The organism is Nocardiopsis flavescens (assembly GCF_900141985.1).
In the GTDB taxonomy this organism is placed as follows: Bacteria; Actinomycetota; Actinomycetes; order Streptosporangiales; family Streptosporangiaceae; genus Nocardiopsis; species Nocardiopsis flavescens.
This window is the reverse complement of the sequence record NZ_FQZK01000001.1, coordinates 934335-961173: the sequence shown is the minus strand read 5'-3', so window position 1 is coordinate 961173 and position 26839 is coordinate 934335. Positions and strand designations below refer to the sequence as shown.

Sequence of the window (26839 nt, the reverse complement as noted above, 5' to 3'; positions counted from 1 at the left end):
TGTGGTGGAGGTGCCGGTACGGAACCGGGTCGCGATCAACGGTGGTTTTTTCGATGGTGGTGCCAGCGGCGGACGAGGGCGGCGAGTTCGGTCCACTCGCCGCTCTCGTCCATGGCCTCCTGGGAGGCCGGGCCCTCTGGTGGAGCGGTTTCGGGTTGCCGGTCGCTGCGGTCGGTGGATCCGGTGAACCCGGTGAACCCGGTGGCCCCGGAGAAGCCGGGCAGCAGGGCCGGGGGAGGCCGTGGTGTGGTGCGCGGGTGGGGGTTGATGGGCAGTCCCCAGCGGGCCGGTGCGAGGCCGGTGGTGACGGCGGCCGGGGCGGGGTCGGGTGGTGGCCTGTCGGAGTGCGGGCGCATCAGCCGATCCCGTGGGACGGGCAGCCGGTGATGTCGGTCTGCTGTTCGGGGCAGTCGTTCTTCCAGCAGGGGTGGGGGTTGCGCGGGCTCGGGGCGTGGTCGCGGGCGCGTTGTTCGGGGGTGCGGCGGTCGGGTTCGCGGTCATCGTCGGAGAGGAGGGGGAGCGCTGTGCCCATGGGCCTTTCGGTTCTGTTCTGCGTCGGTCGGTGCGCCGGGGTGCCGGTCCGTGTGGAGGGCTCCGGCCTGTGGTCAGGTGGGCCGTTTGACGGTCTCGGGGACCAGGAGGGCTTCGACTTCGGCGCGGTGGAAGCGGCGGTGTCCGCCCGGGGTGCGGAAGGAGGTGAGTTTTCCGGTGTCGGCCCAGCGGGCGACGGTGACCGGGGTGACACGGAGCATGTGCGCGACCTCGCCTGAGGTGAGGGGTTCGGGGACCTGCTGTGGGCGGTTCACGGGGTGGCTCCTGCCTGTCGGAGGAGGCGGTCGACGTCGGTGCGCAGGAAGCGGTGGTGTCCGCTGGGGGTGCGCACGCCGGGGAGTTTGCCGCGCAGCACCCAGCGGGTGACGGTTTTGGCGTCGACGCCGAACAGGGCGGCGACCTCGCCGGGGGTGACCAGCTCCGGCAGCGGAGGGTCTACCGGCGGGGGAGCGGGGGAAGCGGGCGGGCGTTTGGGCGTGGTCATGGAGTTCCTTTCCGGTGACCGGGGGACGGGAGGGGCCGCCCGGGGTCTCGTTGCGTGCGGGGGCGTGGTGGGGTCGCAGCGCCCGCGGGGGTCGGTGGTGCCGGTGCGGGCGCTGCGACCGGATCGGAGGCAGCGGAGAAGGCAAGGGGGTGGGGCGCCCGGCACGGGGGACCGGCGCCCCCACCGTTCGGGGCCGCCCTGGCGAGCGGCCCCGGCGGGTGCGGCGGCGGGAAACCCGGGGGCGGGAACCGCTCGGGAGCCGCCCCGGGGTGCGTCGCCGCCGCACGCTCAGCGGGGGTGTCTGTCCACCAGCGCCCGCACCGTGATCGGGGTCCCCGCGCCGCCCTGCCAGTCCCAGTACAGGGCCAGGTCATCGACGGTGCGCAGCCCTCCGCCACCGGGCCCGGCGACGGGGAAGGTGCACACCCCGGACGGGGCGGGGACCGTGCCCTGGTCGGTCACCGAGACCGCGATGTCGAACCGGCAGCGGTGGATGCGCAGCTCGCACTGCCCCTGGGGCAGGCCGGACCGGGTCCACCGGTGGGCGTTGGCCACCAGTGCCACGGCGATGCGGGCGACCCGGTCGGCGCACCCGGCCCGCTCGTCCACGTGGTCCCACGCCCACCGGTACACGTGCGCGGTGTACCAGCCCTCATCGGCGGGGTCGGCGCTGGGAAGGTCGATCGCGCTGATCCGCGCGTTTTCGGTCCGCACCCGGCGGGGCAGCGGCGGGTGCTGCCCTGGCCGGCCCGCAGGACTGGCGGTAAAGTGCATTCGTCTCACCTCGGTTCAGTCGGGGTGGGGCATCAGCCTCGGTGGCCGGTTACGACGGCCCCGAGGCTTTTCCATTGCCGACGATCCAACTCTTGGGAAAGCGCAGATCCTCCGTCGGCACTGGTGTCACCATGCCCGACCTGCGCACATGCGGTCCAGAGAGGGGCTGGTTTTGGGGCAGGATTGCCGCAACCACAGGCCAACTTCTTGCGACTAGCTTCGGCGTATTAGATTTTGTGGTTTTCTGTTGTAATGGCAAAGAAGAAGCTTGTGAACGGCGCAGCCGTGTCACTATTCGCCCGCGAAGTGTTCATGAAGCGAACAGAGTCCGGTATGTCCCAAAAAGAATTTGGCGACCTGATTGGGGTTTCTGGTCAACAGATCGGCGCGATCGAACGCACTGAACGGCCTCCTACCAGGCAGTTCGCAGAGTTGATGGACCACAGGCTCGGGACCGGTGACTACTTCCAGGAGCTCTGGTCATCCACCAAGCTCCTGGGCCATCGCCGGACGCTGCCGAAGTACATCGACCTGGAAGCCAAGGCGACTGGCATCCATCAGTTCCACCCGCAACTGGTTCCTGCGCTGTTGCAGACCGAGGACTACGCGCGGGCCGTGCTACGAGCCGGGTTCCCACCCAAACCCCACAGTGAGGTTGAGGAACTTCTCATCGCCCGTATGCGCCGACAGAAAATCCTTGACAGGACCAACCCTCCGTTGGTGCAGTTCGTACTGGATGAGGGAGTGCTGTGGCGGACGGTCGGTGGCGCTGAAGTGATGGGAACCCAGTTGACCCGCATCCTGGAGCGGCTGGACGAGCCATTCGTCTCCTTGCAGGTGATCCCCTACGATCAGGGGGCCTACTCGGCGATGGAGGGCGGTTTCACCGTCCTGCAACTGTCGGCGGTTGATTCCGCGTTGTACTCGGAGAACGCGGAGACCGGCCAGATCTACAATGATCCCCAGGTGGTCGCGAACGCCACTGGCAGGTTCAACTCGTTGATGGCAGCGGCCCTCTCTCCTGCGGCGAGCCGAAGGCACCTGCTGGATCGACGGAAGGAAGTAGTGCGGTGAACACCGTAGACGGCTACCACAAGTCTTCTTACAGCGGCGAGTCCGGCCACTGCGTAGAGGTCGCGGAGGGACCCCGGACTCGCGTGAGGGACACCAGGAACAGGACCCTGGGTCACCTCGAATTCGAGGCCTCGGAGTGGGCTGTGCTCCTGAGCGCCCTCACGAGGTAGAGCCACCGGCACAGAACCGGCCCCCGCCAGGCATATTGGCGGGGGCCGGTTGCGTGTCACTGCCCCTTGAGCCTACTCGTCGGACACCTTTAGAGCCATGACCAAGGTCAGCTATTCACACACCTCGACAGGATTCACTGCCGTTGGGTGGCTGAGTTGGAATGTCAGGATCTCCCTAGGATCTTTGAACCTCGTAGTGCAGGGGCACACTCTGGGTCGACTCACTTCGGATCGCAGAGAAGGCGGTCGGGCAATGACCGAAGAACGTGTCTGGCACAAGTCCAGCTACAGCGCTGGCGGGGGTGACTGTGTGGAGGTCGCCGAAGGCGAAACCACCCTGGTCCGCGACACTCGGAACCGCGAGCTGGGACACCTGGCGTTCGCCCCTCAGGAGTGGGCCGCCCTCCTGCGCACCCTCGGCGCCAGGTAGTACCGGTTCTCCAGGACATGAAACGGTCCCCGCCCATCGCACCTTTCCAAAGGTGGGGTGTTGCAACGACTACTGGAACCCGAGTCGGTCTGGCGGGGGCCGACCCTGTGTCGCCTCGCTGGTTGGCTGCTCAACGGGTTCCCGCCAGGTGTCAGGACCGAGTTTCAGGAGATCCGGGCAGCCTGTGAGCCCTGCTCGGGAGAACACGTCCAGAGACGGTCTCGCTTCGGATCGTGTGGGAGGTGGTCGGGCCATCGCTGAAGAACGTGCCTGGCACAAGTCGAGCCGTAGCAATGGAACAGGCGGAAACTGTGTGGAGGTCTCCGAAGGCGCGGAAACGCTGGTCGGGGACACGCGGCACCGCGAACTTGGGCACCTCGGATTCACTGCCGGGGAGTGGGCCGCGCTCCTGCGCGCTCTCGCGCGGTAGAGCCGTCAGCACCGTCAGCGCGGCACCGGCCTTCGCCCCAGGGCGGAGGCCGGTCGTCCATCACGGGTCTCTTCGGCACGGCGTTCGGAGTGGGCGGGCGCCGTTGGTGTAGCAGGACGGTGGGGGAGGACCCCGGCCCTCACCCGTAGGGCTTGAACAGCACGTCGCGCTTCATCCACGACTCACGGAGCAAGCCGCTCTCCACCCCTCCCTCCCCCCGGACGACCCGCAGCAGAAAATCCGTGGTCGGCAGCTCGTACCTCTCCCACACCTCGCCCTCCCGGTCCGAGATCCGGATCGGGTACGCACCGACCTCCGCCCCCGCCCCCACCTCCGGCGGGACCTGCCAGTAGAGCGTCAGCCCCGTGCCGGTCGAGGCCCAGGGCAACAGCCTGTCCCCGGGCTCCAGATCCTCCGGTGCCCCCGTGATGTCCTCCTCGAACAGGAACAGGAGCTGCTCGAACTCCGACGCCGCCTGTTCGAGGTCGACGTGGGCGAAACCGGCCCCGGGCCCCGGAACGTTGAGTCTGATGTAGTCCAGCCACAGCCCGCCGCCCCCCGCGTCGAGCAGCTCCCGGTAGTCCCCCGGGACGGCCGCCCCGATCGTGTTCTCGACCCCCGCCCAGTCGAACGGGGCGGCCACCGGCTCCAGGCGCGCCGCCTCGATCAGCTGCCGAACACTGCTCGTCATCCAGCTTCCTCCCTCGGAGTCGCCGCCACTGTTCCACGTCCGCCCGGCCCGCGCCGGACCCGGGCCCGCAGCCGCACGGCACGGGGGCCGGGAGCGTGGTTCCCCGCTCCCGGCCCCCCGCCTTCACCACCTTCTACCGCGGGCTACTCCCGGGCGTCCGCGCCGCGGATCCGGCTCACGACGTCGGCGAGCGTGTCGGCCCCGCTCTGCGGCAGCGCCTCCAGCAGCGCCGTGTCCTCCTCGACGTCCACCGGGGCCGCCGCGCACCGGGTGCCCTCCGCGGGCAGCCGCTCGTGGACCAGGTATTCGTCGACGACCTCGGTCGTGCACTCGGTGCGGCCGTAGACGGCGTGCCCGGTCCCCTCGTAGGTCACCAGCACACCGTCGTCGCCGAGCTGCTCCGCCAGGTTGACCGCCCAGTTGTACCCGGTGGCCGGGTCGTGCAGCGAGTTGATCACCAGCAGCGGCTCACTGCCGCTCGCGTCGGCCGGGGCCTGGGGGTTGCGCACCTCCTCGTGCCCGAGGCAGGACGCGACGTCGTCGACCGCGAGCATCCCGTAGCGCACGTCGGGGGCGACCTGCCGCTGGTTGCCGCGCATCAGCGCGCTCCAGTCCCCGTAGCCGCGCACCGGAAGCGCGTAGTCGTTGCACAGCACCGCCGGGTAGGCGTAGGGCACCAGTTGGTCGGCGGACCCCTCGTCGGCCTGCGCCGACCCGCCGGCCGCCGCGTCCTGCGGCCCCAGCGGACCGCTTTCCTCCTCCGGGAACCCCGCGCCTTCCGGGAACTCGACGCCCTCCGGGTCGTCCAGCCACGCCAGCGTCGAGGCGAAGTCGTGCCAGTCCGGCCCGTAGCCGGAGGAGAACGCCATGCCGATGAGGTCCTCCGCCGTCACCACCCACGGGTCCTCGGGGATCTCCGGGACGATGAGCTCGCCCGCGTCGGCCCGCTTGAGCAGGTCCGTCCACAGCGCCCGCGGGTCCTGGCCGCTCAGGGCGCACTGGGTGCTGCCCTCGCACCAGGCGACGAACGCGTCGAAGACGTCCTGCGCCGCCTCGGCCTGGGTGGACAGGTACTCGCGGGTGTCGAGGTCGTGGTCCATCACGCTGTCGAGCACGATGGCGCGGACCCGGTCCGGGTAGGCCTGGGCGTACTGCTGGCCCATGAGCGTCCCGTAGGAGACGCCGAAGAACGTCAGCCGCTCGTCGCCCACCGCGGCCCGGATCGCGTCGATGTCGTGCACGACGCTGAGCGAGTCCACGTGGTCGTACAGCGGCCCGGTGTTCTCCCGGCAGTCCTGGCGCAGCACCTCGTTGTAGGCCGCGCGGGCGTCGAGTGCGGCCCGGTTCTCGAACAGGGGGCCGGGGTTGTCCTGGAGGACGTCGAGCGAGCACACGACCGGGTTGCTGCGGCCGACCCCGCGGGGGTCGAAGCCCACGATGTCGAACCTGGCCAGGACCTCGGGGCTGAAGACCTCCGTCGCGTAGAGCGCGAAGTCCACGCCCGAGCCGCCGGGCCCGCCGGGGTTGATCACCAGGGAGCCGATACGCGCCTCGGGGTCTCCTGCGGGGATGCGGGCCAGGGCGAGGTCGATCGCCTCCCCGTCGGGGTCGTCCCAGTCGAGGGCGACGGCCAGGGTGCCGCACTCGGCTCCGGCGACCTCCTCCTCGCAGGCTCCCCAGTCGATGCTCCGGACCGGGGTTTCGGGGCGGGGGTCGGCCAGGGCGGGCGGCGCCATGAGGGGGACGGCCAGTCCCGGTACGAGGATGAGGGGGAGCAGCGCTCCACGCTTCATTCACTTCTCCTTGGGGGGTCGGTGCTCGTGGGCGGAGGGTCGTCCGCGGAGTACCGCGGACGACCGGGATATCGCCGTGCGAGCGGGGGACGGTTCCCCGCATACCCCGGAACCGCCGGGGGACACCGCCCGCCGGCCCGGTTTCCGCCCCGCCCTCGGGCACGCGAAAAGCCGTCGCGGGCCCACCGCCCCCGGCGTCCGGTGCGGTCCGCCCTGTCTCCGTCGGCCCGCCGGTCCGGTACCGCGCCCGCACGGGCGCGCGAGGCCGGCCGCGCTCCGGTGGGCGTCGACGCCCGCTCCCGGCACACCGGGAGCACCACCGCCTGCGCGGGAACGGTGTTCCCGCCGCGGGAGGCGGCCGGACGCCTTCCCGGCGGCGGGGGAGGACCCGCCCGCGGCCTCCGCTAGGCTCGGCCGCCGCCGCGCTCGGCGGCGTCGAGCGCGGGCGCGAGCGGCTCCAGCGCCTCGCGGAGCCGGTCGGGCAGCGAGCCCGAGGGCACCACGAGCCCTCCGGCGCGGCCCTCCCCGGCAGGCGCGCGCAGCCACTCCTCCAGCGCGATGCGCACCGCCGCGGCCACGCTCGCGGCCAGGACGCGGGCCGTCGCGGTCCCGTCGACCCCCGGCCGCGCGGCGATCACCGCGGTGAGCGGCGGCGCGATGGCGTCGGAGCTGTCGAGGAACGCCTCTCTGAGCGCCCCGCGCGCGGTGACCAAACGCAGCACCTCGCGCTCGCGTCCGCCGGTGTCGGTGTACTGCTCGACCACGGCCTCGGTGACCGCCCGCGCCAGCGGCGTCCGGGCCCCGCGCGCCGCGACCGCCTCCGCGACCCGCGCCTCGCGGTCCGCCGTGACGGCGGAGACGATCGCCTGTTCACGGCTGGCGAAGTAGTTGTTGTAGGTGCGAGGCGAGACTCCTGCCGCCTCGGCGATGTCGTCGACCCGGACGTGGTCCGGCCCGCGCTCCACGGCCAGCCGCAGTGCCGCCTCGCGCAGCGCCTCACGTGTGGCCCGCTTCTTCCGTTCCCGCAACCCCGGGGGTGGTGTCGTCACGGGACCAGTGTTCCACATGCGCCTGCGCTCACGAAAGCTTGCGTGCCCGCAAATTTTCTGCCAGCCTCTTCGCATGAGAGCACGAGGCATGACCTACGACACCGGGTTCGTCGTCCACGGACGCACGTCCCGCGAGCACTTCGACCCCGCGGTGGTCCGCCGCGAACTCGCCGTCATCCGGGACGACCTGCACTGCAACGCGGTCCAGGTCACCGGCGGCGACCCGGACCGCCTGGAGCTGGCGGCCGGGGCCGCCGCCGACCTCGGCCTGGAGGTCTGGTTCTCGCCCTATCCGCTGGAACTCGAACCGGAGCGGATCCTCGCGCTCCTGCGCGACTGCGCCGGGCGGGCGGAACGGCTCCGGGCGCGGGGGGCGGACGTCGTGTTCGTGGCCGGGGTCGAGCTGAGCGTCATGAACCCCGGATTCCTGCCCGGCGACACCCCCGCTGAGCGCGTCCAGGGGCTCATGGACCCGCCCGGACTCCGGGCCGAGGCGATGCGCGGGCTCGGGGCGCGGGTCAACGCGTTCCTGGGCGAGGCCGTGGCGGCGGTGCGCGAGCGCTTCCACGGGCGGCTCACCTACTCCTCCATCCAGTTCGAGCAGGTGGACTGGGAGCCCTTCGACTTCGCGACGTTCGAGCTGATCCGCTCGGCGGAGGTCGCCGACCGCTTCCGGGAGGGGGTGCGCATCCTGGCCTCGGGCGCCAAGCCGCTCGCCGTCACCGGGTTCGGGACCGCCGCCTACCGCGGGGCGGGGGACCGGGGCGGGCGGGTGCTGGAGGTGGTCGAGCACGACCCGGTGACCGGGGACCCCGTGCGCCTGGACGGCGTCCACGAGCGGGACGAGGAGGGGCAGGCGGCGTACCTGCGCGAACTGCTGGAGGTCTTCGAGGCCGAGGGCGTGGACAGCGCGTTCGTGTTCCTGTTCTCCCTGCCCGGCTACCCGCACCGCCCGGACGGCGACCCCCGGGACGACCTGGACCGGGCGGGGCTGGGCATCGTCAAGATCCTCGAAGGGCGCCGGGGGACGGCCTATCCCGACATGGAGTGGGAGCCCAAGGCGGCCTTCGCGGCGGTGGCCGACTGCTACGGCCGGTGGGAGGGTGCGCCCGAAGTGTCCGAATGATGAGTAAATGATCTACATCGTCCAGGTGGCGGACCGGCAAGCGAAGCAGAAGCACACCCGGGAACGCCGCGGGTTCCCCGGCCGGTCCGCGTGGACGCCCGGCCACGGGGGCGGGCGCCGCCGGCCGTACGGAAACGGGTGGAGGGTTCCGGGCGGGCGCTCCATACTCGACGGATGGAGCAGGAACCCCCGCTGGTGCGCGCGGTCCACCCGGAGCTGATCGGTGTGCTCGTCCCCCTGCTGGAGGCGGAGGGCGAACGGGACCTGGCGGTCGTCGCCCACGACCTGCGGCTGGTGCGGCCGTGCGGGTGCGGGGACGGCTTCTGCCAGAGCTTCTTCACCTTCGACCACTCTCACGGGGAGGCGTTCGGGCCCGGGCACCGGATGGTGGCGCTGCTGCCGGAGACCGGCATGATCAACCTCGACGTGGTGCACGGCCGGATCGTGTACGTCGAGGTCCTGGACCACCCGCCCCTGAAATGACGCCGGGGTGCGCCTCCGCGCCGCGACGCCGGGAAGGACCCGCGCCCGGCCGCCCGACCCCGCCCGTGCGGGTGAGGGCCGGGCGCGGGGGACCCGGCGGGGGCGGGCCCGGCCTATCCCGCCGGGGCCTGCGAGACCCGGGCGAACGCCTCCTCCAGGTGGGGGCGCAGGTACGCGCGCAGGCGCCCGGCCTCCTCGTCGGGGACGCCCCGGGTGGCGGGCTCGACGTACATGACCAGGTACAGGTACACCCGGTACAGGGCCAGGCGGCGCAGCAGGTCCGGGGTGAACTCCAGCTCCCCGCCCGCCTCCCGGTACCCCTGCGCGAACGCGGCGTCCTCCCGGATGTCCCCGAACAGCGCCAGCGAGGCCAGCTCGGCGACCGGGTCGCCCCAGAAGGCGCGCTCGGCGTCGATGATCCCGCCCAGGACCGGTGCCTCCGGAGCGCCGTCCACGAGGATGTTGCCGTCCCACAGGTCGAAGTGCACCAGCACCGGGGTGCGCACCGCTGCCAGCAGGTGGCGGTGGTCCCGGACCAGGCCGCGGACGCGGTCGGGGTCCCAGGGCAGCGCGACCCCGTGGCGCCCGGCGTCGTCCAGGAGCGCCCCGGCCATGGCCGCGAACGCGTCCGGCCAGGTCGCGGCGGTCAGGGCGGGCCGCCCGGGGTAGCCGAAGGCGGGGCCGGTGAGGGTGTGCAGGGCGGCGACGGCGCGGCCCAGCGCGCGGCGGACGGCGGCCACGCCCTCAGGGGACAGCCCGGCCCGCACACCCTCCATCGGGGCTCCCGGCAGCCGGGTGACGAGCAGCCGGTGGCGCTCGGGCTCACCGGGCACGGGGTCCAGGTGCAGGGGATCGGGGACGAGTCCGCCCAGCAGGGGGCGGGCCAGCGCGTACACGCGGGCCTCGGTGTGCAGGAGGCGGTGCTCGTAGGTCAGCCGCGGGCGCTCCGCCGGGGGCTCGGTCTTGAGGACGGTCTCGGAGCCGCCGGTGTGGGTGAGCAGGTGGACGGTGTTGTACGTGCCCCCCGCCATCGGGGTGCGCGAGTGGACGGACACGTCGGGGTGCGGGGCGGGGCGGTCGTGGGGGCCGTCGTCGGGGTGGGGTGCCAAGGGCCACGTCCTCGGGTCAGGAGATGCCGTACTTGTCGGGGGTGCCGTGCGGGGTGGGCTCGCCCGGGGAGGTCTCCAGCCCCAGGGCCTTCTCGACGCCCTCCAGTGCGGCGGCCAGCCGCGGGGCGTTGCGCCGGTAGAGCCGGGGGTGGGGGCGGCCGGAGAAGTCGGCGCGCAGCCAGATGTTGTGGCGCACCGCCACGGTGACCTCCAGGAACCAGGGCGCCAGGTAGACGGTGGCGTCGACCAGCCCGTGGGCGCGCTGCTCCGCGCCCTGGGCGTCGGTCCAGGAGCCGGGCCCGGCCAGGGTGAGGGCCTGGGGTTCGGCGTCGGGGAGTCCGGCGGGGCGTCCCACGGGCACCCGGTCGGCCATGGCGGCGGGGGTGAACTCCTCGGCGGGGTCGATGTCCATCAGGGAGGCGAACCCCGAGTACCCCTCGCCGGGGCGCAGCCAGGACACCCGCAGGGTGCGCGGGGTGCACAGGCCCTCGCCGGCCAGGACGTCGGCGGCGGTGTGCAGCCGGGCGCAGGCGTCGGCCAGGGTCAGGTCGTCGGCGTCGGAGGAGACCTCCCAGGACCAGGAGGCGACGGGGGCGGGGGCTGCGGTCAGCATGGGGGCTCTCGGGTCGGCGGTCGCGGGCCGCCCGGCCGGGCCGGGCGCGGTTCCAGTGTGGCGCGGACGGCGCCCGGCCGCTCCCCGACACCCCCGGGGGCCCCGTGGCGGCGGTCCGCGGGGACGGGACCCGTCCCCGCGGACCGCCGTGCGGTCACAGGCCGCTGTCGGGCTCGAACCTCACCACCACGGACTTGGACGTGGGGGTGTTGCTGATGTCGGCGGTGGAGTCCAGCGGCACCAGCACGTTCGTCTCGGGGTAGTACGCGGCGGCGCCGCCCCGGGCGGTGGGGTAGTGCACGACCCGGAAGTGCGGCGCGCGGCGCTCGCGGCCGTCGGACCACTCGCCGACCAGGTCGGTGTAGGAGCCGTCGGCCAGGCCGAGCTCGGCGGCGTCCTCGGGGTTGACCAGCACCACCCGGCGGCCGTCGTGGATGCCCCGGTAGCGGTCGTCGAGCCCGTACACCGTGGTGTTGTACTGGTCGTGGGAGCGCAGGGTCTGGAGCAGCAGGCGGCCCGGGGGGACCTCGGGCGCGTAGGTGCCGTTGGCGGTGAAGTTGGCCTTGCCGGTGGCGGTGGGGAACTCGCGGCTGTCGCGCGGGCCGTGCGGCAGGGTGAACCCGTTGCGCTTGCGGGCCCGGGCGTTGAAGTCCTCGAAGCCGGGGACGACCGCCTCGATGTGGTCGCGGACCACGTCGTAGTCGGCGAAGGAGTCCCAGGCCACGGGCGCCTGGCCGAACAGGCGGGCGCCCAGGTCGCGGACGATGTCGACCTCGGCGCGCATGCCCTGGGCCAGCGGCGGCAGGACGCCGTGGGAGGCGTGGACGCGGCTCATGGAGTCCTCGACGGTGATCCAGCGGTCCCGGCCCTCGTGGATGTCGCGGTCGCTGCGGGCGAGCGCGGGCAGGATGAGGGCGCGGGTGCCGGTGACCACGTGGGACCGGTTGAGCTTGGTGGACACGTGCACCGTCAGGCCCACGCGGCGCATGGCGTCCTCGGTGACGTGGGTGTCGGGGGTGGCCGCGACGAAGTTGCCGCCCATGGCGAAGAACACGCGGACCTCGCCGCGGTCCATGGCGCGGATGGCGTTGACGGTGTCGTGGCCGTGCTCGCGGGGCGGGGAGAAGTCGAACTCGGCGGCCAGGGCGTCCAGGAAGGACTCGGCGGGGCGCTCGAAGATGCCCATGGTGCGGTCGCCCTGGACGTTGGAGTGCCCGCGCACGGGGCACACGCCGGCGCCGGGGCGGCCGACGTTGCCGCGCAGCAGCAGGAAGTTGACGACCTCGCGGATGGTGGGGACGGAGTGCTTGTGCTGGGTCAGGCCCATGGCCCAGCACACGACGGTGCGCTCGGAGGCGATGGCCATGGCGGCGATCTCCTCGATGAGGGAGCGCTCCAGGCCGGTGTCGCGCTCGACGCGGGCCCAGAACTTCTCGTCGGGCTCGCCCAGGAGCGTCTTGGCGAACAGGTCGAAGCCGTGGGTGTGGGCGTCGATGAAGGCCTGGTCCAGGACGGGGGAGCCGTTGTCGTCGGCCTCCAGCAGGATGCGGTTGATCGCGGAGAAGAGCGCGAGGTCGCCGCCCAGGCGGATCTGGGCGAACACGTCGGTGAGGGGGGTGCCGCGGCCCAGCAGCCCGCCGGGGTGCTGGGGGTTGCGGAACTCGCGCATCCCGGCCTCGGGCAGCGGGTTGACCGTGACGATGCGGGCGCCGTTCTTCTTGGCGCGCTCCAGGGCGGTGAGCATCCGCGGGTGGTTGGTGCCGGGGTTCTGCCCGGCGACGATGATGAGGTCGGCCTGGTGGAGGTCTTCGAGGGAGACGCTGCCCTTGCCCACGCCCAGGGTCTCGCCGAGGGCGGACCCGGAGGACTCGTGGCACATGTTGGAGCAGTCGGGCATGTTGTTGGTGCCCAGCTGGCGGGCGAGGAGCTGGTAGGCGAAGGCGGCCTCGTTGCTCGTGCGCCCGGAGGTGTAGAAGACGGCCTGGTCGGGGTTGTCGAGGGCGCGCATCTCGTCGGCGACCAGCTCCATGGCCGCGTCCCAGCCGATGGGCGTGTAGTGGTCGGCGCCCTCCTCCAGCAGGAGGGGCTCGGTGAGGCGGCCCTGCTGGCCGAGCCAGTAGCCGGAGCGCTCGGCGAGTTCGCTGACGGGGTGCTCGGCGAAGAAGGCGGCGGTGAGGGGCCGGGAGGTGGCCTCCTCGGCGACGGCCTTGGCGCCGTTCTCGCAGAACTCGGCGCGGTGGCGCTTGTCGCCCTCGGGCCAGGCGCAGCCGGGGCAGTCGAAGCCGCGCTTCTGGTTGACGGCGAGCATGGCGGGCAGTCCGCGCCGCACCCCGGCGTGCTCCCCGACCTGTCGGACGCTGTTGAGCACCGCGGGCAGACCGGCGGCGGAGGTCTTGGGCTGGTCGATGCGCGGACTGTCCTGGGCGGTGTCCGCGGGCACGGGGCGGTTGCGTCTCATGCCCGTATTGTCGCACCTCCGGGGGGTGGGAGCCAAAAGGCGGGTGGCCGCGGGCGTGCGCGGGGTTCCAGGGTCAAGGCCTTGACCATCGCCGGTTCGGGCCCGATGCGCGATCGAGATGCCGGTGCTCTTGGAAATGCGGATCGGCCCGTGTTAATCGGGGTCGCCGCTGGTCGCCGGGTTTCTCCTTCCAGGGGAAATGCGTATTTGATTCCCGTCGCCCGGAGTGTGAGGATGTCCCGTGCCCTGCCAGCGGAAAGGCCGGGTGAACTGGTCGGACCGGGGGCTGGACCGCCGGACGGCCCCGCAAGCGTGAGGATGAGGCCTGGTGTCGTTTCTCGACAGGGAGAAGAGCGTCGCCCCACCGGGGTACAGCCGCTGGTTCGTGCCGCCCGCGGCTCTCGCGGTGCACTTGTCCATCGGCCAGGTGTACGCGTTCAGTGTGTTCAAGGCGCCGTTGGTGGAGCGTTTCGATTCGTCGTTGACGGCGATCGGCGTGGTGTTCAGCATCGCCATTGTCATGCTGGGGCTGTCGGCCGCCTTCGGCGGCAAGTGGGTGGAGGCCAACGGGCCGCGCAAGGCCATGTTCGTGTCGGGCCTGTGCTGGACGACCGGGTTCGCGGTGGGCTCGCTGGGCGTGGCCACCGGGCAGCTGTGGCTGCTGTACCTGGGGTACGGGGTCATCGGCGGCATCGGCCTGGGCATCGGGTACATCTCGCCGGTGTCCACGCTGATCAAGTGGTTCCCGGACCGGCCGGGCATGGCCACCGGGATGGCCATCATGGGCTTCGGCGGCGGCGCGCTCATCGCCTCGCCGCTCTCGGCCGAGCTGCTGTCCCGCTACGCGGACACCCCGGCCGAGGCGATCGTCCCGTCGTTCCTGACGCTGGGCGCGGTGTACTTCGTGGCGATGATGCTGGGCGCGCTGGTCATCAAGGTGCCGCCGGCGGACTGGAAGCCGCAGGGCTGGGAGCCGTCCCCGGCGGTGGCGGCCACCGCCGCGGGCGAGGGCGTGAGCGTGGAGCGGGCCTTCCGCACCCGCCAGTTCTGGCTGCTGTGGATCGTGCTGTTCTGCAACGTGACGGCGGGCATCGGCATCCTGGAGCAGGCCTCGCCGATGATCCAGGACTTCTTCGCCGAGGTGGGCCCGGCCGAGGCCGCGGGCTACGTCGGCGTGCTGTCGCTGTGCAACATGCTCGGCCGCTTCGTGTGGTCCTCCACCTCCGACGTGCTGGGCCGCAAGCGCACCTACATCGGCTACCTGGGCGTGGGCGCGGTGCTGTACCTGCTCATCGCGGTGGCGGGCACCGGCTCGGTCGTGCTGTTCGTGGCCCTCACCGGCGTCATCCTGTCGTTCTACGGCGGCGGGTTCGCGACCATCCCCGCCTACCTCAAGGACCTGTTCGGGTCCTTCAACGTCGGCGCCATCCACGGCCGGCTGCTCACGGCCTGGTCGGCCGCGGGCATCGCCGGTCCGCTGATCGTCAACGTGATCGCCGACCAGCAGCTCGCCGCCGGCCGGTCGGGCGCGGAGCTGTACACGTTCTCCCTGGTGCTGATGGTGGGCGTCATGGTGGTCGGGTTCGTGGCGAACATGCTGGTCAAGCCGCTGCCCGCGACGGCCGCGGCCGGGGTTCCCGCGGACGCGGAGCCGGACGCCGGCGCGCGGGTGCAGCAGACGCAGGAGAGCGGTCGGTGAGCGCCGTACGGAAGGAGGGTCCGATGGAGTCGGAGCGGACGGGCGGTGCCGGGGTGGCCAAGGCCACCGCGCTGTTCCTGTGGGTCGTGGTCGTCCTGGCCCTGGGCTACGGGGTGGTGCGCACGGCCATGCAGGCGGCGGCGCTGTTCGCCTGAGCGGTCCCCGGGCCCGTCCCCCCGCGCCGAGCGGGAGGGCGGGCCCTTCGCGTGCCCGGCCCCGGGCGCGGGGTCAGGGGGTGTCGAACAGGGAGCTGACGGACTCGCCGTTGTGGATCCTGCGGATGGCCTCGGCCAGGGCCGGGGCGATCGAGAGCACCCGCAGCTTGGGCGTGGCCTTCTCCGGGGCCAGCGGCACCGTGTTGGTGCACACGATCTCGGTGACGTCCTCCATCGCGCCCAGCCGGTCCAGGGCGCCGTCGGTGAACAGGCCGTGGGTGCAGGCCACCCGGATCGAGCGGACCTTGCGCTCGCGCAGGCGCTCGATCAGCTCCACGACGGTGCTGCCCCGGGCGACCTCGTCGTCGAGGATGATGACGTCGCGGCCCTCGACGTCGCCGATGACGGAGGTGATGCTGACCTTGTCGTCGCTGAACCGCTGCTTGGCGCCCGCGGCGACCGGGGTGCCCAGGCGCCGGGCGAACGCGGAGGCGGCCTTGGCGTTGCCGAAGTCGGGGGAGACCACGACGGTGTCGGACAGGTCGTCGCCGCGGAAGTGGGCGGCCAGCTCGGACAGGGCGTGCAGGTGGTCGACGGGGACGCTGAAGAACCCGTGGACCTGCGGGGAGTGCATCGTCATGGTCAGGACGCGGTCGGCCCCGGCGGTGGAGAGCAGGTCGGCGACCAGGCGGGCGCCGATGGAGATGCGGGGCGCGTCCTTCTTGTCGGAGCGGGCGTAGGCGAAGTGCGGCATGACGACGGTGGTGCGGGCCGCCGAGGCGCCGCGGGCGGCGTCGAGCATCAGCAGCAGCTCCACCAGGTTCTCCTGCACGGGGGGCACGAGCGGCTGGATGATGAAGACGTCGCGCTCGCGGCAGTTGTCCTGGAGCTGGACTTCGAGGCAGTCGTTGGCGAACCGGGAGACGCGGGTGGGGGAGAGCGGCCTGCCGAGGTCGTGGCAGATCTCCCGGGCTATCTCGGGGTGGGCGCTGCCGGAGAAGATGACGATGTCGCGCACGGATGTCCCTGTGTCGTGGGGCGGGTGGAACGCCCTGAGGGTACTACCCGGGTTTTCGCAGGCCGCGGGCCGGTCGCCCGGTGAACGCCCCGGTGGGCGCGCCGGCGCCGGGGGCGGGCGCCGGGGGGCGTGGCCGCGGCGGGTGGGCCGCCGTGGGTATGCGCATGGGTCGTGTGCGCCGCCTGGGGCGGGCGGTACGCACGGGGCGCGCTCCCTCGGGTCGGTGCCGCCGGGCGGGGGCGTCCGCCGTGTTCCACCGGGTCGGTGCCGCCGGTCGGGGCGGTCGCCCGGTGTCGGGCGCGGGCGCCGTACGGGGGCGGGCGGGCCGCCGCGGGTATGCGCCTGGGCCCGTGCGCACCGCCGGGGGCGGCGGTACGCGGGGGGCGTGCTCCCTCGGGCCGGCGCGGCCGGTGTCGGGGGCGGGGGCGGGGCCCGGGGACCCGCTCCTTCGGGTCGGTACCGGGGGGCGGGTCAGCCGCGGGTGCCGCCGGCCGGGGGCGGGGGCGGCGCGGGCAGGGGTGAGGTGCGCGGCGGGGCGCAGGAGCTGCGCTCCACCAGGTCGGCGCCGACGCGGTACACGCGGCCCGGTCCCGGCCCGGGGCCGGGGGATTCGCGCATCTGGCGCAGCAGCAGGTCGAAGCACAGGCGCCCCAGCTCGTCGGCGCCGTTGTCCACGACGGTGACCGGGGGCTGCCAGCTGCGCAGCCAGCTGATGTCCTCGTAGCAGATCAGGGACAGGTCGTCGGGCAGGCGGATGCCGCGGCTGACGAGGGTGGGCAGCACCCCGAAGACGGCCTCGTGGTTGGCGGCGAACAGGGCGGTGACGTCGGGGCGCCGGTCCAGGAGGGCGCGGGTGCCCTCGGCGCCGAAGGCGGGGGTGAAGGGGCCGCGCTCGACGAGTGCGGGGTCGGTCTCCAGGCCGTGCTCGCGCAGTGCCTGCTCGTAGCCCGCGAACCGCTCGCGGCCGGAGTTGGCCGAGGCCAGGCCGCCCACGAAGCCGATGCGGGTGTGGCCCAGCTCCAGCAGGCGGCGGGTGGCGGCGTGGGCGCCCTCGCGGTCGGAGGCCAGCACGGAGGGTGCCCGGCCGCCCTCGGTGCCGCGGATGACGTTGACCGCGCCGGTCCCGGCGCCCATCAGCTCGTCGACCAGGTCGGAGTTGCGGCCGGTGCCGATGACGACCACGCCGTCGACGTTGTGCTCGGAGAGCATGCGCAGGACGGAGCGCTCCTTGGCGGGGTCGGCGTCGGTGATGCACAGCAGCACCTGGTAGCCCTCGGCGGAGGCCCGGCGCTGCACGACGTCGGCGATGGTGTGGAACGAGGCGTTGATGAGGTTGTTCATCACCAGCCCGATGAGGTGGGTCTGGCGCGAGCGCAGCGCGCTGGCGGTGCGGTTGGGCCGGTAGCCCAGGCCGCGCGCCGCGTTCTCGACCGCGGCGCGCGTCTCCTCGGAGATCAGCCCGGAGCCGCTCAGGGCCCGGGAGGCGGTGCTCCGGGAGACCCCCGCGGCCGTGGCTACGTCCTTGAGTGTGACCGCCATCTTCTCCCCTCGTCGTGCACGGTAATGGGATCGGTTGCATACATCTTAACGCAGAGCCACGTCAAGGCAACCCCCAAGCCATGCGACCGGGACGTTACAGCAGGTGAAGTTCATATTTCCCCCTTGACTTTGCCGGGTTGTGGTGTGAACCATAATGCAACCGATCCCACACGGATGACCTGGGGCGCTTCGGAAACCCGAGACGGAAGAGGCATGCATGGACCGCACCGATGTGAACTGGCGGGGCTACTGGCCCGCGGCGCCCACGCCCTTCGACGCCGACGGCGCCTTCGACGCGGCGGCCTTCGAGGAGCTGCTCGGGCTCTACGCCGACCAGGGCGTCCACGGGGTGCTGGTCAACGGCAGCACCGGTGAGTGGTTCAGCCAGAGCCGCGCCGAGCGCGAGCGGGTCGCCGCGACCGCCGTCGCCGCCGTCGCCGGCCGCTACCCCGTCGTCGTCGGCGTCACCGCCTACACGCCCGCCGAGGCCGCCGACCTGGCCCGGCACGCCGCCGCGGTCGGGGCCGACGGGGTGCTCGCCACCCCGCCGCCCTACGTCCACCCCCGCTCCGAGGAGATCCTCGCCTTCTACACCGCCGTCGCCTCCGCCACCGACCTGCCCTTCATGGTCTACAACTGGCCGCGCGGCGTGGCCGTGGACATGGCCGCCGACCAGGACCTGGTCCGGCGCCTGTGCGACCTGCCCACCGTCGCGGCCTTCAAGGACAGCACCGGGGACTGGCTGCGCATGCTCGCCACGGTGGAGTCCGTCGGCGACCGGGTCCGCGTGTTCGGCAGCTTCCTGCACCGCCGCGGCCTGGCCGTCCTGCGCGGGCTGGGCGGCGACGGCAACATCGACGGCGGCGGCCTGGGCGCGCCCTTCGCCGTCCCCGCCTACGAGGCCGTCCACGCCGGTGACGCGGCGCAGGCCGTCGCGTGGATCGACCGCTACACCGCGCTGTCCTCGGCGCTGGTCACCCCCGACTACAGCGGCCGGATCGCCTCCCCGATCTCCCAGCTCAAGGCCGCCATGGCCCTGCTCGGCCAGCCCGGCGGCACCGTCCGCCCGCCGCTGCTGCCGGTCACCGGCCCCGCGGACCTGGAGCGCCTGCGCGCCGCCCTGGACGCGGCCGGGCTGGAGCCCGCCGGCGGTGCGCGGTGACGCCCCGCACCGCCGCCGCCCAGGTGGAGGTGACCGTGGACGGGCGCCCCGTTTTGGTCCGCCCCGGGACCAGCGTGGCCGCCGCGCTGCTGGAGCAGGGGCGCTGGGACTTCCGCGTCGACCCGGTCTCGGGCCGCGACCGCGGCCCCTACTGCGGTATGGGCGTGTGCCTGGAGTGCGAGGTCACCGTCGACGGGCGCGCCCACGTCCGCTCCTGCCTGGAGCGGGTCCGCGCGGGCATGCGCATCGACACCGCCGCCGGGGAGGACGCATGAGCGCCGACACCTTCGCTCCCTCGCTTCCCGCCGCCGCGGAGCTGAGCGCCGACGCCGCCGTGGTCGGCGCGGGCCCCGCCGGGCTGGCCGCAGCCCTGGAGCTGGCCCGCGGCGGGCTCGACGTCCTGCTCCTGGACGAGCAGGCCGAGCCCGGCGGGCAGTACTACCGCCGTCCCGGCCCCGAGGTCCTGGACGCGGTGGGCGACCACCGGCCCGAGGGCGGGCGCCTGGTGGCCCGGGTGCGCGCCGCCGGTGTGCGCGTCCTGTCCGGGCACACGGTCTGGGGGGTGGACGACGACCGCCGCACCCTGCTGGCGGCCTCCCCCGGGGGCGCGGCCCTCCGCGTCCGGGCGCGGTGGGTGGTCGCGGCCACCGGCGCCTACGAGCGCTCCGTGCCCTTCCCCGGCTGGCAGCTCCCCGGCGTCGTCACGCCGGGCCTGGCCCAGCACATGTCCGCCGAGGGCGTCCGGCTGGGCCGGCGCGCCGTCGTCGCGGGCTCGGGCCCCTTCCTGCTGCCGGTGGCCTGCGCGCTCCTGGAGCGCGGGGTGCGGGTGGCCGCCGTCGCCGAGGCGGGCCGGCCCTACACCCCGGGCCCGGCCGCCCTGGGCGCCCTGCGCTTCCCCGCCCGCCTGGCGGAGCTGGCCTCCTACGCCGCCCGCCTGGCCCGGCACGGGGTGCGCCTGCACCAGGACACCGTCGTGGCCCGCGCCCACGGCGCGGACCGCGTGGAGGCGGCCACCCTGGTCCGCTTCTCCGACCCCGGCGAGGTCGTGGCCCGCCACGACGTGGACCTGCTCTGCGTCGGCTACGGGTTCCGCCCGCAGGCCGACCTGGCCCAGCTGCTGGGCTGCGCCGTGGACCGGGACCCGGCCACCGGGGACACCGTGCCCCGGCTCACCCCGGCCGGGCGCGCCTCCGTCCCCCACGTGTACGTGGTCGGCGAGGCCGCCGGCGCGGCGGGCGCGCCCACCGCGCTGGCCCGCGGGCGCGCCGCGGCGCTGGACATCCTCGCCGCGTCCGGGCGCGCCCCGGACCGGGGCGAGCGCCGCAGGCTGGCCGTGCGCATGGCCTCCCTGGCCCGCTTCACCCGGCTGACGGCGGCCCTGTACCCGGCGCCCGCGGAGCTGGTCCCCGCGCTGGCCCGGCGGCTGCCCGGGTCCGCGCTGGTGTGCCGCTGCGAGTGCGTCACCGCCGGCGCCGTGCGCGGGGCCGCCGCCGCGGCGGGCGGCTCCGACGTCCCCGCCGTCAAGGGCGGCACCCGCGCCGGGATGGGCCTGTGCCAGGCCCGCGAGTGCGGGCCCGCCCTGGAGGCGCTGCGCGCCGACGGCCCCGGCACCGGGGCGGTCCCCGCCCGGGTGCCGCTGCGCCCGCTCCCGCTCGCCGCCGTGCTGGGACCGGCCCCCGGGGAGGACGCGTGAGCGGCTACGACGCGGTGGTCGTGGGCGCCGGGGTGCTCGGCGCCGCCACCGCCCTGGAACTGGCCGAGGCGGGCCTGTCGGTGCTCGTGCTCGACCGGGGCGCCCCCAACCGCGAGGGGTCGGGCACCACCGCCGGCAACCTGCACATCCAGGCGGTGCACACCCGCCGCCCCGGGCAGGCCGTCCCGCTGGACAGTGAGGGCCTGCTCCCCGCCCAGAAGGCCGCCGACGGCCTGTGGGCGCAGGCCGAGGAGCGGCTCGACGCGGACCTGGAGGTGCGCAGGAACGGCGGGTTCATGGTCGCCGAGACCGCCGAGCAGCGCCAGGAGCTGCGCACCAAGCACGTGTGGGAGCGGCGCGCCGGGCTGGAGACCGAACTCCTGGACGGCGACGCCGCCCGCGCGGCCCTGCCGCTGCTGGGGCCCACGGTCACCGCCGCCACCTGGTGCCCGCACGACGGGTACGCCAACCCGCTCAAGGCGGCCCCCGCCTACCTGGCCGCGGCCGGCCGCCGGGGCGCCCGGGTGGAGGCCTTCACCCCCGTCACGGGGCTGGAGCGGCGCGGCGCGGCCTGGCGGGTGCGCACCCCGCGCGGGCACCACGACACCCCGGTGGTGGTCAACACCGCCGGGCCCTGGATCAGCGACGTCGGCGCCCTGGCCGGGGTGGACCTGCGGATGTCGCCGGTCGCCATCCAGATGCACGTCACGGTCCGGGAGCGGCCGGTGCTGCACCACCTGGTGCAGCACATCGGCGAGGGCATGTCCGTCAAGCAGGTCACCGCCGGGAACCTGCTGCTGGGCGGCGGCTGGCCCGCCCGCCGCATGGACCTGGACGGGCGCAGCTCCGCCGGCGTCGCCGGGCTCGCGGGCAACGTCGCCCAGGCCGCCCGCATCCTGCCCTTCCTGGCCCGCCTGCGGCTGCTGCGCATGTGGGCCGGGCCCCTGGCCGCCACCCCCGACGAGATGCCGGTGATCGGGCCGGTGCCCGGCCGCGAGGGCCTGTACGTCGCGGGCGGCACCTACGCCTTCACCTTCGCCCCCCTGTGGGGGGAGACCCTGGGCCGCATGATCCGGGGCCAGAGCCCGCGGATCGACGTCTCCGCCTTCGCCCCCGACCGGCTGACGGCCCCCGCCGGGGGCGCCGACACCGCCGTCCCCGCACACACCGAGAAGGGAACCGCACCGTGCTGAACCACAACCGCGCCCGACCCGCCGCAGGGCAGGAGGGCTCCGACGCCCCCCTGTGGCTGACCGACGCCCACGTGGTCGACGTCCTCACCGGCTCGGTGGCGCGCGACCGCACCGTCGAGATCCGCGACGGCCGCATCGCCCGCATCGGCGACGACGCCCCGCCGCCCGGAGCCGCCGTCCTGAGCCTGGGCGGGCGCCACCTGATGCCCGGCCTGATCTCGGTGCACACCCACCTGTCGGTGCTGTACCCCTTCGACGCCGCCGACTACGGCGAGAACCCCGCCACCACCGTCCTGCGGGCGGCGGCCCGGGCCCGCGACGCGCTGCGCGCCGGGGTCACCACCGTGCGCACCCTGGGTGAGCAGAACCGCGCCGACCTGCTGCTGCGCGACGCCGCCGCCAAGGGGTGGGCCCCGGCCCCGCGCATCATGGGCGGCGGCCAGGCGGTCTCCACCACCGGCGGCCACGGCAAGGGCGGGCTGAGCGTGTTCGCCGACGGCCACGACGCGTTCCTCAAGGCGGCCCGCACCGAGCTGGACGCCGGCGCCGACCACATCAAGATCTTCATCACCGGCGGCATCGCGCACCTGGGGGAGACCTTCAACGGCTCCCAGACCTCCGAGGAGGAGATGCGCGCCGCCGTCCGCGCCGCCCGCGAGCACGGCACCTACGTCGTCGCCCACGCCGGCGGCTCCGAGGCCATCACCGAGGCCATGGCCTGCGGGGTCCGCGGCTTCGAGCACGGCTACGACCTGGACGAGGCCACCGTGGCGGAGATGGCGCGGCGCCGCGTCTTCCTCACCCCCACGCTCACCGTGACCCGGTGCCCGGACTGGATGCGCGCCCACGACTTCTCCGAGTGGCAGATCGAGCTGGCCATGCGGGTGGGTCCCCGGCACCTGGAGAGCATCCGCCGGGCGGTGGCGGCGCGCCGCACCGACCCCCTGGACCCCGAGGCGCCCGGGATCACCATCGTGACCGGCACCGACTACCCGCCGGGCGAGCCCATGGACGGCACGGTCACCCAGGTGCGGGAGATGGAGTTCCTCACCCTGGCCGGGCTCTCCCCGGTGGAGTCGCTCCAGGCCGCGACCGTCAACGCCGCCCGCCTGGTCGGCCTGGAGGACGAGATCGGCCGGGTGGCCCCGGGCTACGCCGCCGACCTCATCGCCGTCGGCGCCGACCCCACCTCCGACGTCTCCGCGCTCCACGACATCCCCCTGGTGATCCAGGCGGGCGGCGTGGTCCGCGACGACCTTCCGAAGACCCTCCCTGGAGGCCGCAAGTGACGGACACCAACGAGCGACCGCTGCGTCTGGCGGTGGACATCGGCGGCACCTTCGTCGACGCCCTCGCCTACGACGAGACCACCGGCAGGGTGAGCCTGCACAAGGCCTCCACCACGCCCGCCGCCCCCGCCGAGGGGGTGATGGAGGCGGTCCGGGGCCTGGCCGAGGACCTGGCGCCGGTGGCCGCCTTCGTGCACGGCACCACGCTGGGGCTCAACGCGATCCTCCAGCGGCGCGGCGCCGACGTCGGCATCATCACCAACGAGGGCTTCCGCGACCTGTTCGAGGTCGCCCGCGCCGCCATCCCCGCCGACCACATGTACGACTTCTCCTACGCCCCGCCGCCGGTGCTGGTGCCCCGGCGCCACCGGCTGGGGGTCCCCGGCCGGCTGGACGCCCAGGGCCGGGAGGTGCAGGCCCTGGACGAGGACGCGGTGCGCGAGGCGGGCCGGGTCCTGGTGGAGGAGCACGGGCTGGGCTCCATCGCCGTGTGCTTCCTGCACTCCTACGCCGACCCCCGGCACGAGCAGCGGGCGGGCGAGATCCTGCGGGAGGCGTTCCCGCACGTGTCGGTGTCGCTGTCCACGGACATCACCCGCGAGTACCGCGAGTACGAGCGCACCAGCACCGCCGTCATGGACGCCTACATCCGCCCGGTCCTCAACGACTACATCAGCGCGCTGGAGGCGGGGCTGCGGGACAGGGGGCTGGCCGACCCGCTGCACATCATGCGCTCGGGCGGCGGCGCGATGACCGCCGACCTGGCCCGGAGCGCCCCGCTGACCACGGTCCTGTCGGGGCCGGCCGGGGGCGTGGTGGGGGCCGGGCACCTGGCCTCGGAGCTGGGCATCGGCCGCCTGCTGTCCTTCGACGTCGGCGGCACCAGCATCGACTCGTGCGTGATCGTGGACGGCGAGCCCAGCGAGGTCCACGAGGCGAGCATCGACGGGTTCCCGCTGCTCATCCCGATCTTCGACCTGCGCACCATCGGCGCCGGGGGCGGCTCCATCGCCTGGGTCGACGACGGCCTGCTGCGGGTGGGCCCGCACAGCGCGGGCGCCGTGCCCGGACCCGTCGCCTACGGGCAGGGCGGGACGGAGCCCACGGTCACCGACGCCGCCCTGACCCTGGGCTACCTGGACGCCGCGGAGTTCCTGGGCGGGCGGATGGGCGTGGACGCCGACGCCGCGGCCGAGGCGGTGCGGCAGAAGATCGCCGAGCCCCTGGGCGTGGACACCGCCGAGGCGGCGGCCAGCGTCTTCCGCGTGATGATGGCCCGCTCGGTGGGCGCGCTGCGCGAGATCACGGTGGAGCGCGGCCTGGACCCGCGGGAGTTCACCCTGCTCGCCTTCGGCGGTGCCGGGCCGATGCTGGGCCCCATGCTCGCCCGCGAGATGGGCATCGCCACGACGGTCGTGCCGCGCGTGCCGGCGGCGTTCTCCGCCTTCGGCATGCTGATGTCGGACCTGGAGTACGAGTTCTCCGGCACGGTCCTGCGCGCCCTGGACGAGGAGGGGCTGGCCGGCCTGGCGCCCGTCTTCGGCGACCTGGAGGAGCAGGCCCGCTCGGTCCTGGCCGAGCAGGGCATCCGCGAGGAGCAGGGCCGCCTGGTCCGCCGGGTGGACGTGCGCTACCGGGGCCAGGAGCACACCCTGGGCATCGACCTGGAGCCCGGCGACACCGCCGGGGCGGTCCGGGACCGGTTCCACGCCCTGCACCGCTCCCGCTACGGGCACGCCATGGACGAGCCCTGCGAGGTCATGACGGTGCGCGTGCGCGCGGTGGGCCGCCTGCCCAAGCCCGCCCTGGCCCCGGAGGAGCCCGCGCGCGGCCCCGCCGTCGCCTGCGGCTCGCGCAAGGCCTTCGACCTGGCGACCGGCGCGGTGGCGGAGTTCGCCGTCCACCGGCGCGGGGACCTGGCGCCCGGCCACCGCGTGGCGGGCCCGGCCATCGTCGAGGAGGGCACCGCCACCACCGTCCTGTTCGGGGACCAGGTCCTGACCCTGGACGCCTACGGACACCTGCTGGTCACCGCCGCCGCGGACGCCGGCACCACCACCGGGGAGGAGCACCCGTGAGCACCACCGCCGCACCGCTGGACGGTGCCACCGTCGAGGTCATCCGCAACTACGTCCACTCCGTCGCCGAGCAGATGCGCCGCACCCTGGTGCGGTCGGCGTTCAACCCCGTCATCTACGACGTGCTCGACTTCGGCATCTCCATCTACGACTCCACGTGCCAGCTCATGGCCGAGGCCGCCGGCATCACCCACTTCCTGGGCGCCAACGACCACGCCCTGCTGAAGCTGGTGGAGTACGTGGGGCGGGAGGCGATGCGCCCCGGCGACGTCTACCTCATGAACTACCCGTACTGGAGCGGCGCCCACTCCTACGACGCGATGCTGTGCGCCCCCGTGTTCCGGGAGGGCCACGAGGGGCCCGCCGCCTACCTGGCGGTGCGGGCGCACTGGATGGACCTGGGCGCCAAGGAGGCCGGGTACGTCCTGGACTCCACCGACATGCACCAGGAGGGGCTGATCTTCCCCGGGACCCGGATCGTCGCCGACGGCGAGGTGGTCCGCGACATCGTGGAGCTGATCCGGTTCAACTCCCGGCTGCCCGAGGCCACCATCGGCGACTTCCACGCCCAGCTCGCCGCGCTGCGCACCGGCGAGGAGCGGCTGCGCCAGGTGTGGGACAAGTTCGGCGGGGCCACGGTGGAGCAGGCCATCCACCAGGTCATCGAGCACGGGGAGCGGGTCGCCCGCCGCGCCGTGGCGGCCCTGCCCGACGGGACGTGGCGGGCGCAGGACTACGTCGACGACGACTACGTCACCGACGACCCGATCCTCATCGCGGTGGAGGTCACCATCGACGGCGAGGAGATGACCGTCGACTTCAACGGCTCCTCCGGCGCCGTGGCGGGCCCGGTCAACCTGCCGATCGGCTCCACCCTGGGGCTGGCCAAGGCCGCCTTCAAGGGGCTGACCACCCGCGATGAGGCGACCAACGCCGGGCACTTCCGCCCGCTCAAGGTCGTGGCCGACCCCGGCACGTTCTTCCACGCGGTCTACCCCGCGGCGACCTTCACCCAGTGGAGCGCCATCGTGGCGTTCGAGCTGATCTACAAGGCCCTGGCCGGGGTCATCGACTCCCTGCCCGCCTCCAGCGGCGGGGACGAGCCCGGGTTCATGGCCCTGGGCAACGACCCGCGGACCGGCCGCGACTTCGTGGTCAGCAACAACGAGGGGATCGGCTGGGGCGCGGCCCGCGACCACGACGGGGGCACCGCCCAGCAGCACCCCTCGCAGACCACGGTGCGCAACACCCCCGTCGAGGTGCTGGAGCACAAGGCGGCGCTCTTCCACGAGAAGGTCGAGCTGATCCCCGACTCCGGCGGGCCCGGGCGCCACCGCGGCGGCCTGGGCGTGGAGCGGGTGGTGCGCTACACGGCGCCCGGCGAGGTGCTGTCCATGAAGAAGAAGAGCAAGACCCGGCCCTGGGCGATGCACGGCGGCCACGAGCCCGAGCCCAGCCACATGGACCTGTGGCCCGGCACGGACCGCCACAAGCGGGTCGGCATGTACCGGGCCCCGATGGCCGAGGGGGAGCGGTTCGCCAACCGGACCGCCGGGGGCGGCGGCTACGGCCACCCCCTGGAGCGCGACCCCGCCGCGGTGGCCGCCGACGTCCTCGACGGCTACGTCACCGCGCGCTCCGCCCGCGAGCACTACGGGGTGGAGGTCGCCGCCGACGGCACCTGGAGCCCCACACCCGAGAGGACCGCGCACACCGGTGCGGAACCCGGGGCCTGAGCGCCCCGGCCCGGACCGCAGCACGAGTCGTCCGCGCGGGC

Annotated in this window: 28 protein-coding genes; 15 read left to right on the top strand and 13 right to left on the bottom strand. The window is 73.8% G+C overall.

Annotated features, from left to right (window positions below):
* Nucleotides 1-35 precede the first annotated feature (35 nt).
* The 5 genes from BUE45_RS31675 to BUE45_RS32400 form a co-directional block, all read right to left on the bottom strand.
* The gene (locus tag BUE45_RS31675; protein WP_143173254.1) at nucleotides 36-356 is read right to left on the bottom strand and encodes a hypothetical protein; all 321 of its coding nucleotides are present in this window, start codon (nucleotides 354-356) and stop codon (nucleotides 36-38) included.
* Nucleotides 356-532: a hypothetical protein gene (locus BUE45_RS32405; RefSeq protein ID WP_178378440.1), complete on the bottom strand. Its 177-nt coding sequence runs from the start codon at nucleotides 530-532 to the stop codon at nucleotides 356-358. Before BUE45_RS32405 ends, BUE45_RS31675 begins: the two co-directional genes overlap by 1 nt.
* Nucleotides 533-605: 73 nt before the next feature.
* Nucleotides 606-806 (bottom strand): BldC family transcriptional regulator, encoded by a 201-nt coding sequence (locus BUE45_RS04380; protein WP_073375124.1) that lies wholly within the window; start codon nucleotides 804-806, stop codon nucleotides 606-608.
* A complete protein-coding gene (locus tag BUE45_RS04375; RefSeq protein WP_084736877.1) occupies nucleotides 803-1036 on the bottom strand; it encodes a helix-turn-helix domain-containing protein in 234 nt (77 codons plus the stop codon). The genes BUE45_RS04380 and BUE45_RS04375 overlap by 4 nt, the downstream gene beginning before the upstream one ends.
* Nucleotides 1037-1324: 288 nt before the next feature.
* Nucleotides 1325-1750 carry an ATP-binding protein gene (locus BUE45_RS32400; RefSeq protein ID WP_084736875.1) on the bottom strand — a complete coding sequence of 142 codons (426 nt, stop codon included), beginning with the start codon at nucleotides 1748-1750 and terminating at the stop codon, nucleotides 1325-1327.
* A 312-nt stretch (nucleotides 1751-2062) separates the two neighbouring features.
* On the opposite strand from BUE45_RS32400, the gene BUE45_RS04360 reads away from it, so the two are divergent.
* The 4 genes from BUE45_RS04360 (at nucleotide 2063) to BUE45_RS34050 (ending at nucleotide 3914) form a co-directional block, all read left to right on the top strand.
* Nucleotides 2063-2884, top strand: coding sequence for a helix-turn-helix domain-containing protein (locus tag BUE45_RS04360; protein WP_084736873.1), 822 nt, complete (start codon nucleotides 2063-2065; stop codon nucleotides 2882-2884).
* Entirely contained in the window at nucleotides 2881-3054 is a 174-nt protein-coding gene (locus BUE45_RS04355; RefSeq protein WP_073375121.1) for a DUF397 domain-containing protein, read from the top strand. The genes BUE45_RS04360 and BUE45_RS04355 overlap by 4 nt, the downstream gene beginning before the upstream one ends.
* Before the next feature lie 253 nt (nucleotides 3055-3307).
* The gene (locus BUE45_RS04350; protein ID WP_073375119.1) at nucleotides 3308-3484 is read left to right on the top strand and encodes a DUF397 domain-containing protein; all 177 of its coding nucleotides are present in this window, start codon (nucleotides 3308-3310) and stop codon (nucleotides 3482-3484) included.
* Nucleotides 3485-3536: 52 nt separating this feature from the next.
* On the top strand, nucleotides 3537-3914 hold the full coding sequence (locus BUE45_RS34050) for a DUF397 domain-containing protein (protein ID WP_394328503.1): 378 nt from the start codon (nucleotides 3537-3539) through the stop codon (nucleotides 3912-3914).
* A 139-nt stretch (nucleotides 3915-4053) separates the two neighbouring features.
* On the opposite strand, the gene BUE45_RS04340 is transcribed toward BUE45_RS34050, so the two are convergent.
* The 3 genes from BUE45_RS04340 to BUE45_RS04325 all read right to left on the bottom strand — a co-directional run bounded on the left by BUE45_RS04340 (nucleotide 4054) and on the right by BUE45_RS04325 (nucleotide 7447).
* A complete protein-coding gene (locus tag BUE45_RS04340) occupies nucleotides 4054-4605 on the bottom strand; it encodes a hypothetical protein (RefSeq protein ID WP_073375117.1) in 552 nt (183 codons plus the stop codon).
* Between the two features lie 143 nt (nucleotides 4606-4748).
* The gene (locus BUE45_RS04335; RefSeq protein WP_073375115.1) at nucleotides 4749-6398 is read right to left on the bottom strand and encodes an alpha/beta fold hydrolase; all 1650 of its coding nucleotides are present in this window, start codon (nucleotides 6396-6398) and stop codon (nucleotides 4749-4751) included.
* Nucleotides 6399-6802: 404 nt separating this feature from the next.
* Nucleotides 6803-7447, bottom strand: a complete 645-nt coding sequence (locus tag BUE45_RS04325; protein ID WP_073375111.1) for a TetR/AcrR family transcriptional regulator — start codon at nucleotides 7445-7447, stop codon at nucleotides 6803-6805.
* 73 nt (nucleotides 7448-7520) lie between these two features.
* On the opposite strand from BUE45_RS04325, the gene BUE45_RS04320 reads away from it, so the two are divergent.
* Together BUE45_RS04320 and BUE45_RS04315 are read left to right on the top strand one after the other, a co-directional pair.
* Complete coding sequence (locus BUE45_RS04320; protein ID WP_245832761.1) at nucleotides 7521-8573, top strand: hypothetical protein; 1053 nt, start codon at nucleotides 7521-7523, stop codon at nucleotides 8571-8573.
* Between the two features lie 174 nt (nucleotides 8574-8747).
* The gene (locus tag BUE45_RS04315; protein WP_218619485.1) at nucleotides 8748-9056 is read left to right on the top strand and encodes a hypothetical protein; all 309 of its coding nucleotides are present in this window, start codon (nucleotides 8748-8750) and stop codon (nucleotides 9054-9056) included.
* 113 nt (nucleotides 9057-9169) lie between these two features.
* On the opposite strand, the gene BUE45_RS04310 is transcribed toward BUE45_RS04315, so the two are convergent.
* The 3 genes from BUE45_RS04310 to BUE45_RS04300 form a co-directional block, all read right to left on the bottom strand.
* Nucleotides 9170-10165, bottom strand: a complete 996-nt coding sequence (locus BUE45_RS04310) for a phosphotransferase family protein (RefSeq protein ID WP_073375106.1) — start codon at nucleotides 10163-10165, stop codon at nucleotides 9170-9172.
* A gap of 16 nt (nucleotides 10166-10181) precedes the next feature.
* Nucleotides 10182-10778, bottom strand: coding sequence for a hypothetical protein (locus tag BUE45_RS04305; protein ID WP_073375104.1), 597 nt, complete (start codon nucleotides 10776-10778; stop codon nucleotides 10182-10184).
* A 154-nt stretch (nucleotides 10779-10932) separates the two neighbouring features.
* Nucleotides 10933-13236, bottom strand: coding sequence for an FdhF/YdeP family oxidoreductase (locus BUE45_RS04300; protein ID WP_073375101.1), 2304 nt, complete (start codon nucleotides 13234-13236; stop codon nucleotides 10933-10935).
* A 325-nt stretch (nucleotides 13237-13561) separates the two neighbouring features.
* Between BUE45_RS04300 and BUE45_RS04295 the strand changes: the two genes are divergently transcribed.
* Both BUE45_RS04295 and BUE45_RS32395 read left to right on the top strand, forming a co-directional pair.
* Nucleotides 13562-14935 carry an L-lactate MFS transporter gene (locus BUE45_RS04295; RefSeq protein ID WP_073375099.1) on the top strand — a complete coding sequence of 458 codons (1374 nt, stop codon included), beginning with the start codon at nucleotides 13562-13564 and terminating at the stop codon, nucleotides 14933-14935.
* Nucleotides 14932-15090, top strand: a complete 159-nt coding sequence (locus BUE45_RS32395) for an MFS transporter small subunit (protein ID WP_178378439.1) — start codon at nucleotides 14932-14934, stop codon at nucleotides 15088-15090. Before BUE45_RS04295 ends, BUE45_RS32395 begins: the two co-directional genes overlap by 4 nt.
* Before the next feature lie 73 nt (nucleotides 15091-15163).
* Here BUE45_RS32395 and BUE45_RS04290 read toward each other — a convergent pair whose 3' ends face one another.
* Nucleotides 15164-16108, bottom strand: a complete 945-nt coding sequence (locus BUE45_RS04290) for a ribose-phosphate diphosphokinase (RefSeq protein ID WP_073375097.1) — start codon at nucleotides 16106-16108, stop codon at nucleotides 15164-15166.
* 471 nt (nucleotides 16109-16579) lie between these two features.
* The gene (locus tag BUE45_RS04285) at nucleotides 16580-17647 is read right to left on the bottom strand and encodes a LacI family DNA-binding transcriptional regulator (protein ID WP_073375095.1); all 1068 of its coding nucleotides are present in this window, start codon (nucleotides 17645-17647) and stop codon (nucleotides 16580-16582) included.
* A 217-nt stretch (nucleotides 17648-17864) separates the two neighbouring features.
* Between BUE45_RS04285 and BUE45_RS04280 the strand changes: the two genes are divergently transcribed.
* The 7 genes from BUE45_RS04280 to BUE45_RS04250 are packed head-to-tail and all read left to right on the top strand — an operon-like array spanning nucleotide 17865 to nucleotide 26798.
* Nucleotides 17865-18809: a dihydrodipicolinate synthase family protein gene (locus BUE45_RS04280; protein ID WP_073375092.1), complete on the top strand. Its 945-nt coding sequence runs from the start codon at nucleotides 17865-17867 to the stop codon at nucleotides 18807-18809.
* The gene (locus BUE45_RS04275) at nucleotides 18806-19084 is read left to right on the top strand and encodes a (2Fe-2S)-binding protein (protein ID WP_073375090.1); all 279 of its coding nucleotides are present in this window, start codon (nucleotides 18806-18808) and stop codon (nucleotides 19082-19084) included. Before BUE45_RS04280 ends, BUE45_RS04275 begins: the two co-directional genes overlap by 4 nt.
* On the top strand, nucleotides 19081-20502 hold the full coding sequence (locus tag BUE45_RS04270; protein WP_073375088.1) for an FAD-dependent oxidoreductase: 1422 nt from the start codon (nucleotides 19081-19083) through the stop codon (nucleotides 20500-20502). The genes BUE45_RS04275 and BUE45_RS04270 overlap by 4 nt, the downstream gene beginning before the upstream one ends.
* The gene (locus tag BUE45_RS04265; RefSeq protein WP_073375086.1) at nucleotides 20499-21695 is read left to right on the top strand and encodes an NAD(P)/FAD-dependent oxidoreductase; all 1197 of its coding nucleotides are present in this window, start codon (nucleotides 20499-20501) and stop codon (nucleotides 21693-21695) included. The genes BUE45_RS04270 and BUE45_RS04265 overlap by 4 nt, the downstream gene beginning before the upstream one ends.
* A complete protein-coding gene (locus BUE45_RS04260; RefSeq protein WP_084736870.1) occupies nucleotides 21689-22984 on the top strand; it encodes an amidohydrolase family protein in 1296 nt (431 codons plus the stop codon). The genes BUE45_RS04265 and BUE45_RS04260 overlap by 7 nt, the downstream gene beginning before the upstream one ends.
* Nucleotides 22981-25062: a hydantoinase/oxoprolinase family protein gene (locus BUE45_RS04255; protein WP_073375084.1), complete on the top strand. Its 2082-nt coding sequence runs from the start codon at nucleotides 22981-22983 to the stop codon at nucleotides 25060-25062. The genes BUE45_RS04260 and BUE45_RS04255 overlap by 4 nt, the downstream gene beginning before the upstream one ends.
* Nucleotides 25059-26798 (top strand): hydantoinase B/oxoprolinase family protein, encoded by a 1740-nt coding sequence (locus BUE45_RS04250; RefSeq protein ID WP_178378438.1) that lies wholly within the window; start codon nucleotides 25059-25061, stop codon nucleotides 26796-26798. Before BUE45_RS04255 ends, BUE45_RS04250 begins: the two co-directional genes overlap by 4 nt.
* Nucleotides 26799-26839: the final 41 nt, after the last annotated feature.

Bases quoted from the DNA above. Each gene is read 5' to 3' on its own strand.
- BUE45_RS04335 (WP_073375115.1), bottom strand. From the start codon at position 6,398: ATGAAGCGTGGAGCGCTGCTCCCCCTCATCCTCGTACCGGGACTGGCC.
- BUE45_RS04375 (WP_084736877.1), bottom strand. From the start codon at position 1,036: ATGACCACGCCCAAACGCCCGCCCGCTTCCCCCGCTCCCCCGCCGGTA.
- BUE45_RS04350 (WP_073375119.1), top strand. From the start codon at position 3,308: ATGACCGAAGAACGTGTCTGGCACAAGTCCAGCTACAGCGCTGGCGGG.
- BUE45_RS04320 (WP_245832761.1), top strand. From the start codon at position 7,521: ATGAGAGCACGAGGCATGACCTACGACACCGGGTTCGTCGTCCACGGA.
- BUE45_RS04315 (WP_218619485.1), top strand. From the start codon at position 8,748: ATGGAGCAGGAACCCCCGCTGGTGCGCGCGGTCCACCCGGAGCTGATC.
- BUE45_RS04360 (WP_084736873.1), top strand. From the start codon at position 2,063: ATGGCAAAGAAGAAGCTTGTGAACGGCGCAGCCGTGTCACTATTCGCC.
- BUE45_RS04340 (WP_073375117.1), bottom strand. From the start codon at position 4,605: ATGACGAGCAGTGTTCGGCAGCTGATCGAGGCGGCGCGCCTGGAGCCG.
- BUE45_RS31675 (WP_143173254.1), bottom strand. From the start codon at position 356: ATGCGCCCGCACTCCGACAGGCCACCACCCGACCCCGCCCCGGCCGCC.
- BUE45_RS04285 (WP_073375095.1), bottom strand. From the start codon at position 17,647: ATGGCGGTCACACTCAAGGACGTAGCCACGGCCGCGGGGGTCTCCCGG.
- BUE45_RS04270 (WP_073375088.1), top strand. From the start codon at position 19,081: ATGAGCGCCGACACCTTCGCTCCCTCGCTTCCCGCCGCCGCGGAGCTG.
- BUE45_RS04305 (WP_073375104.1), bottom strand. From the start codon at position 10,778: ATGCTGACCGCAGCCCCCGCCCCCGTCGCCTCCTGGTCCTGGGAGGTC.
- BUE45_RS32405 (WP_178378440.1), bottom strand. From the start codon at position 532: ATGGGCACAGCGCTCCCCCTCCTCTCCGACGATGACCGCGAACCCGAC.
- BUE45_RS04300 (WP_073375101.1), bottom strand. From the start codon at position 13,236: ATGAGACGCAACCGCCCCGTGCCCGCGGACACCGCCCAGGACAGTCCG.
- BUE45_RS04280 (WP_073375092.1), top strand. From the start codon at position 17,865: ATGGACCGCACCGATGTGAACTGGCGGGGCTACTGGCCCGCGGCGCCC.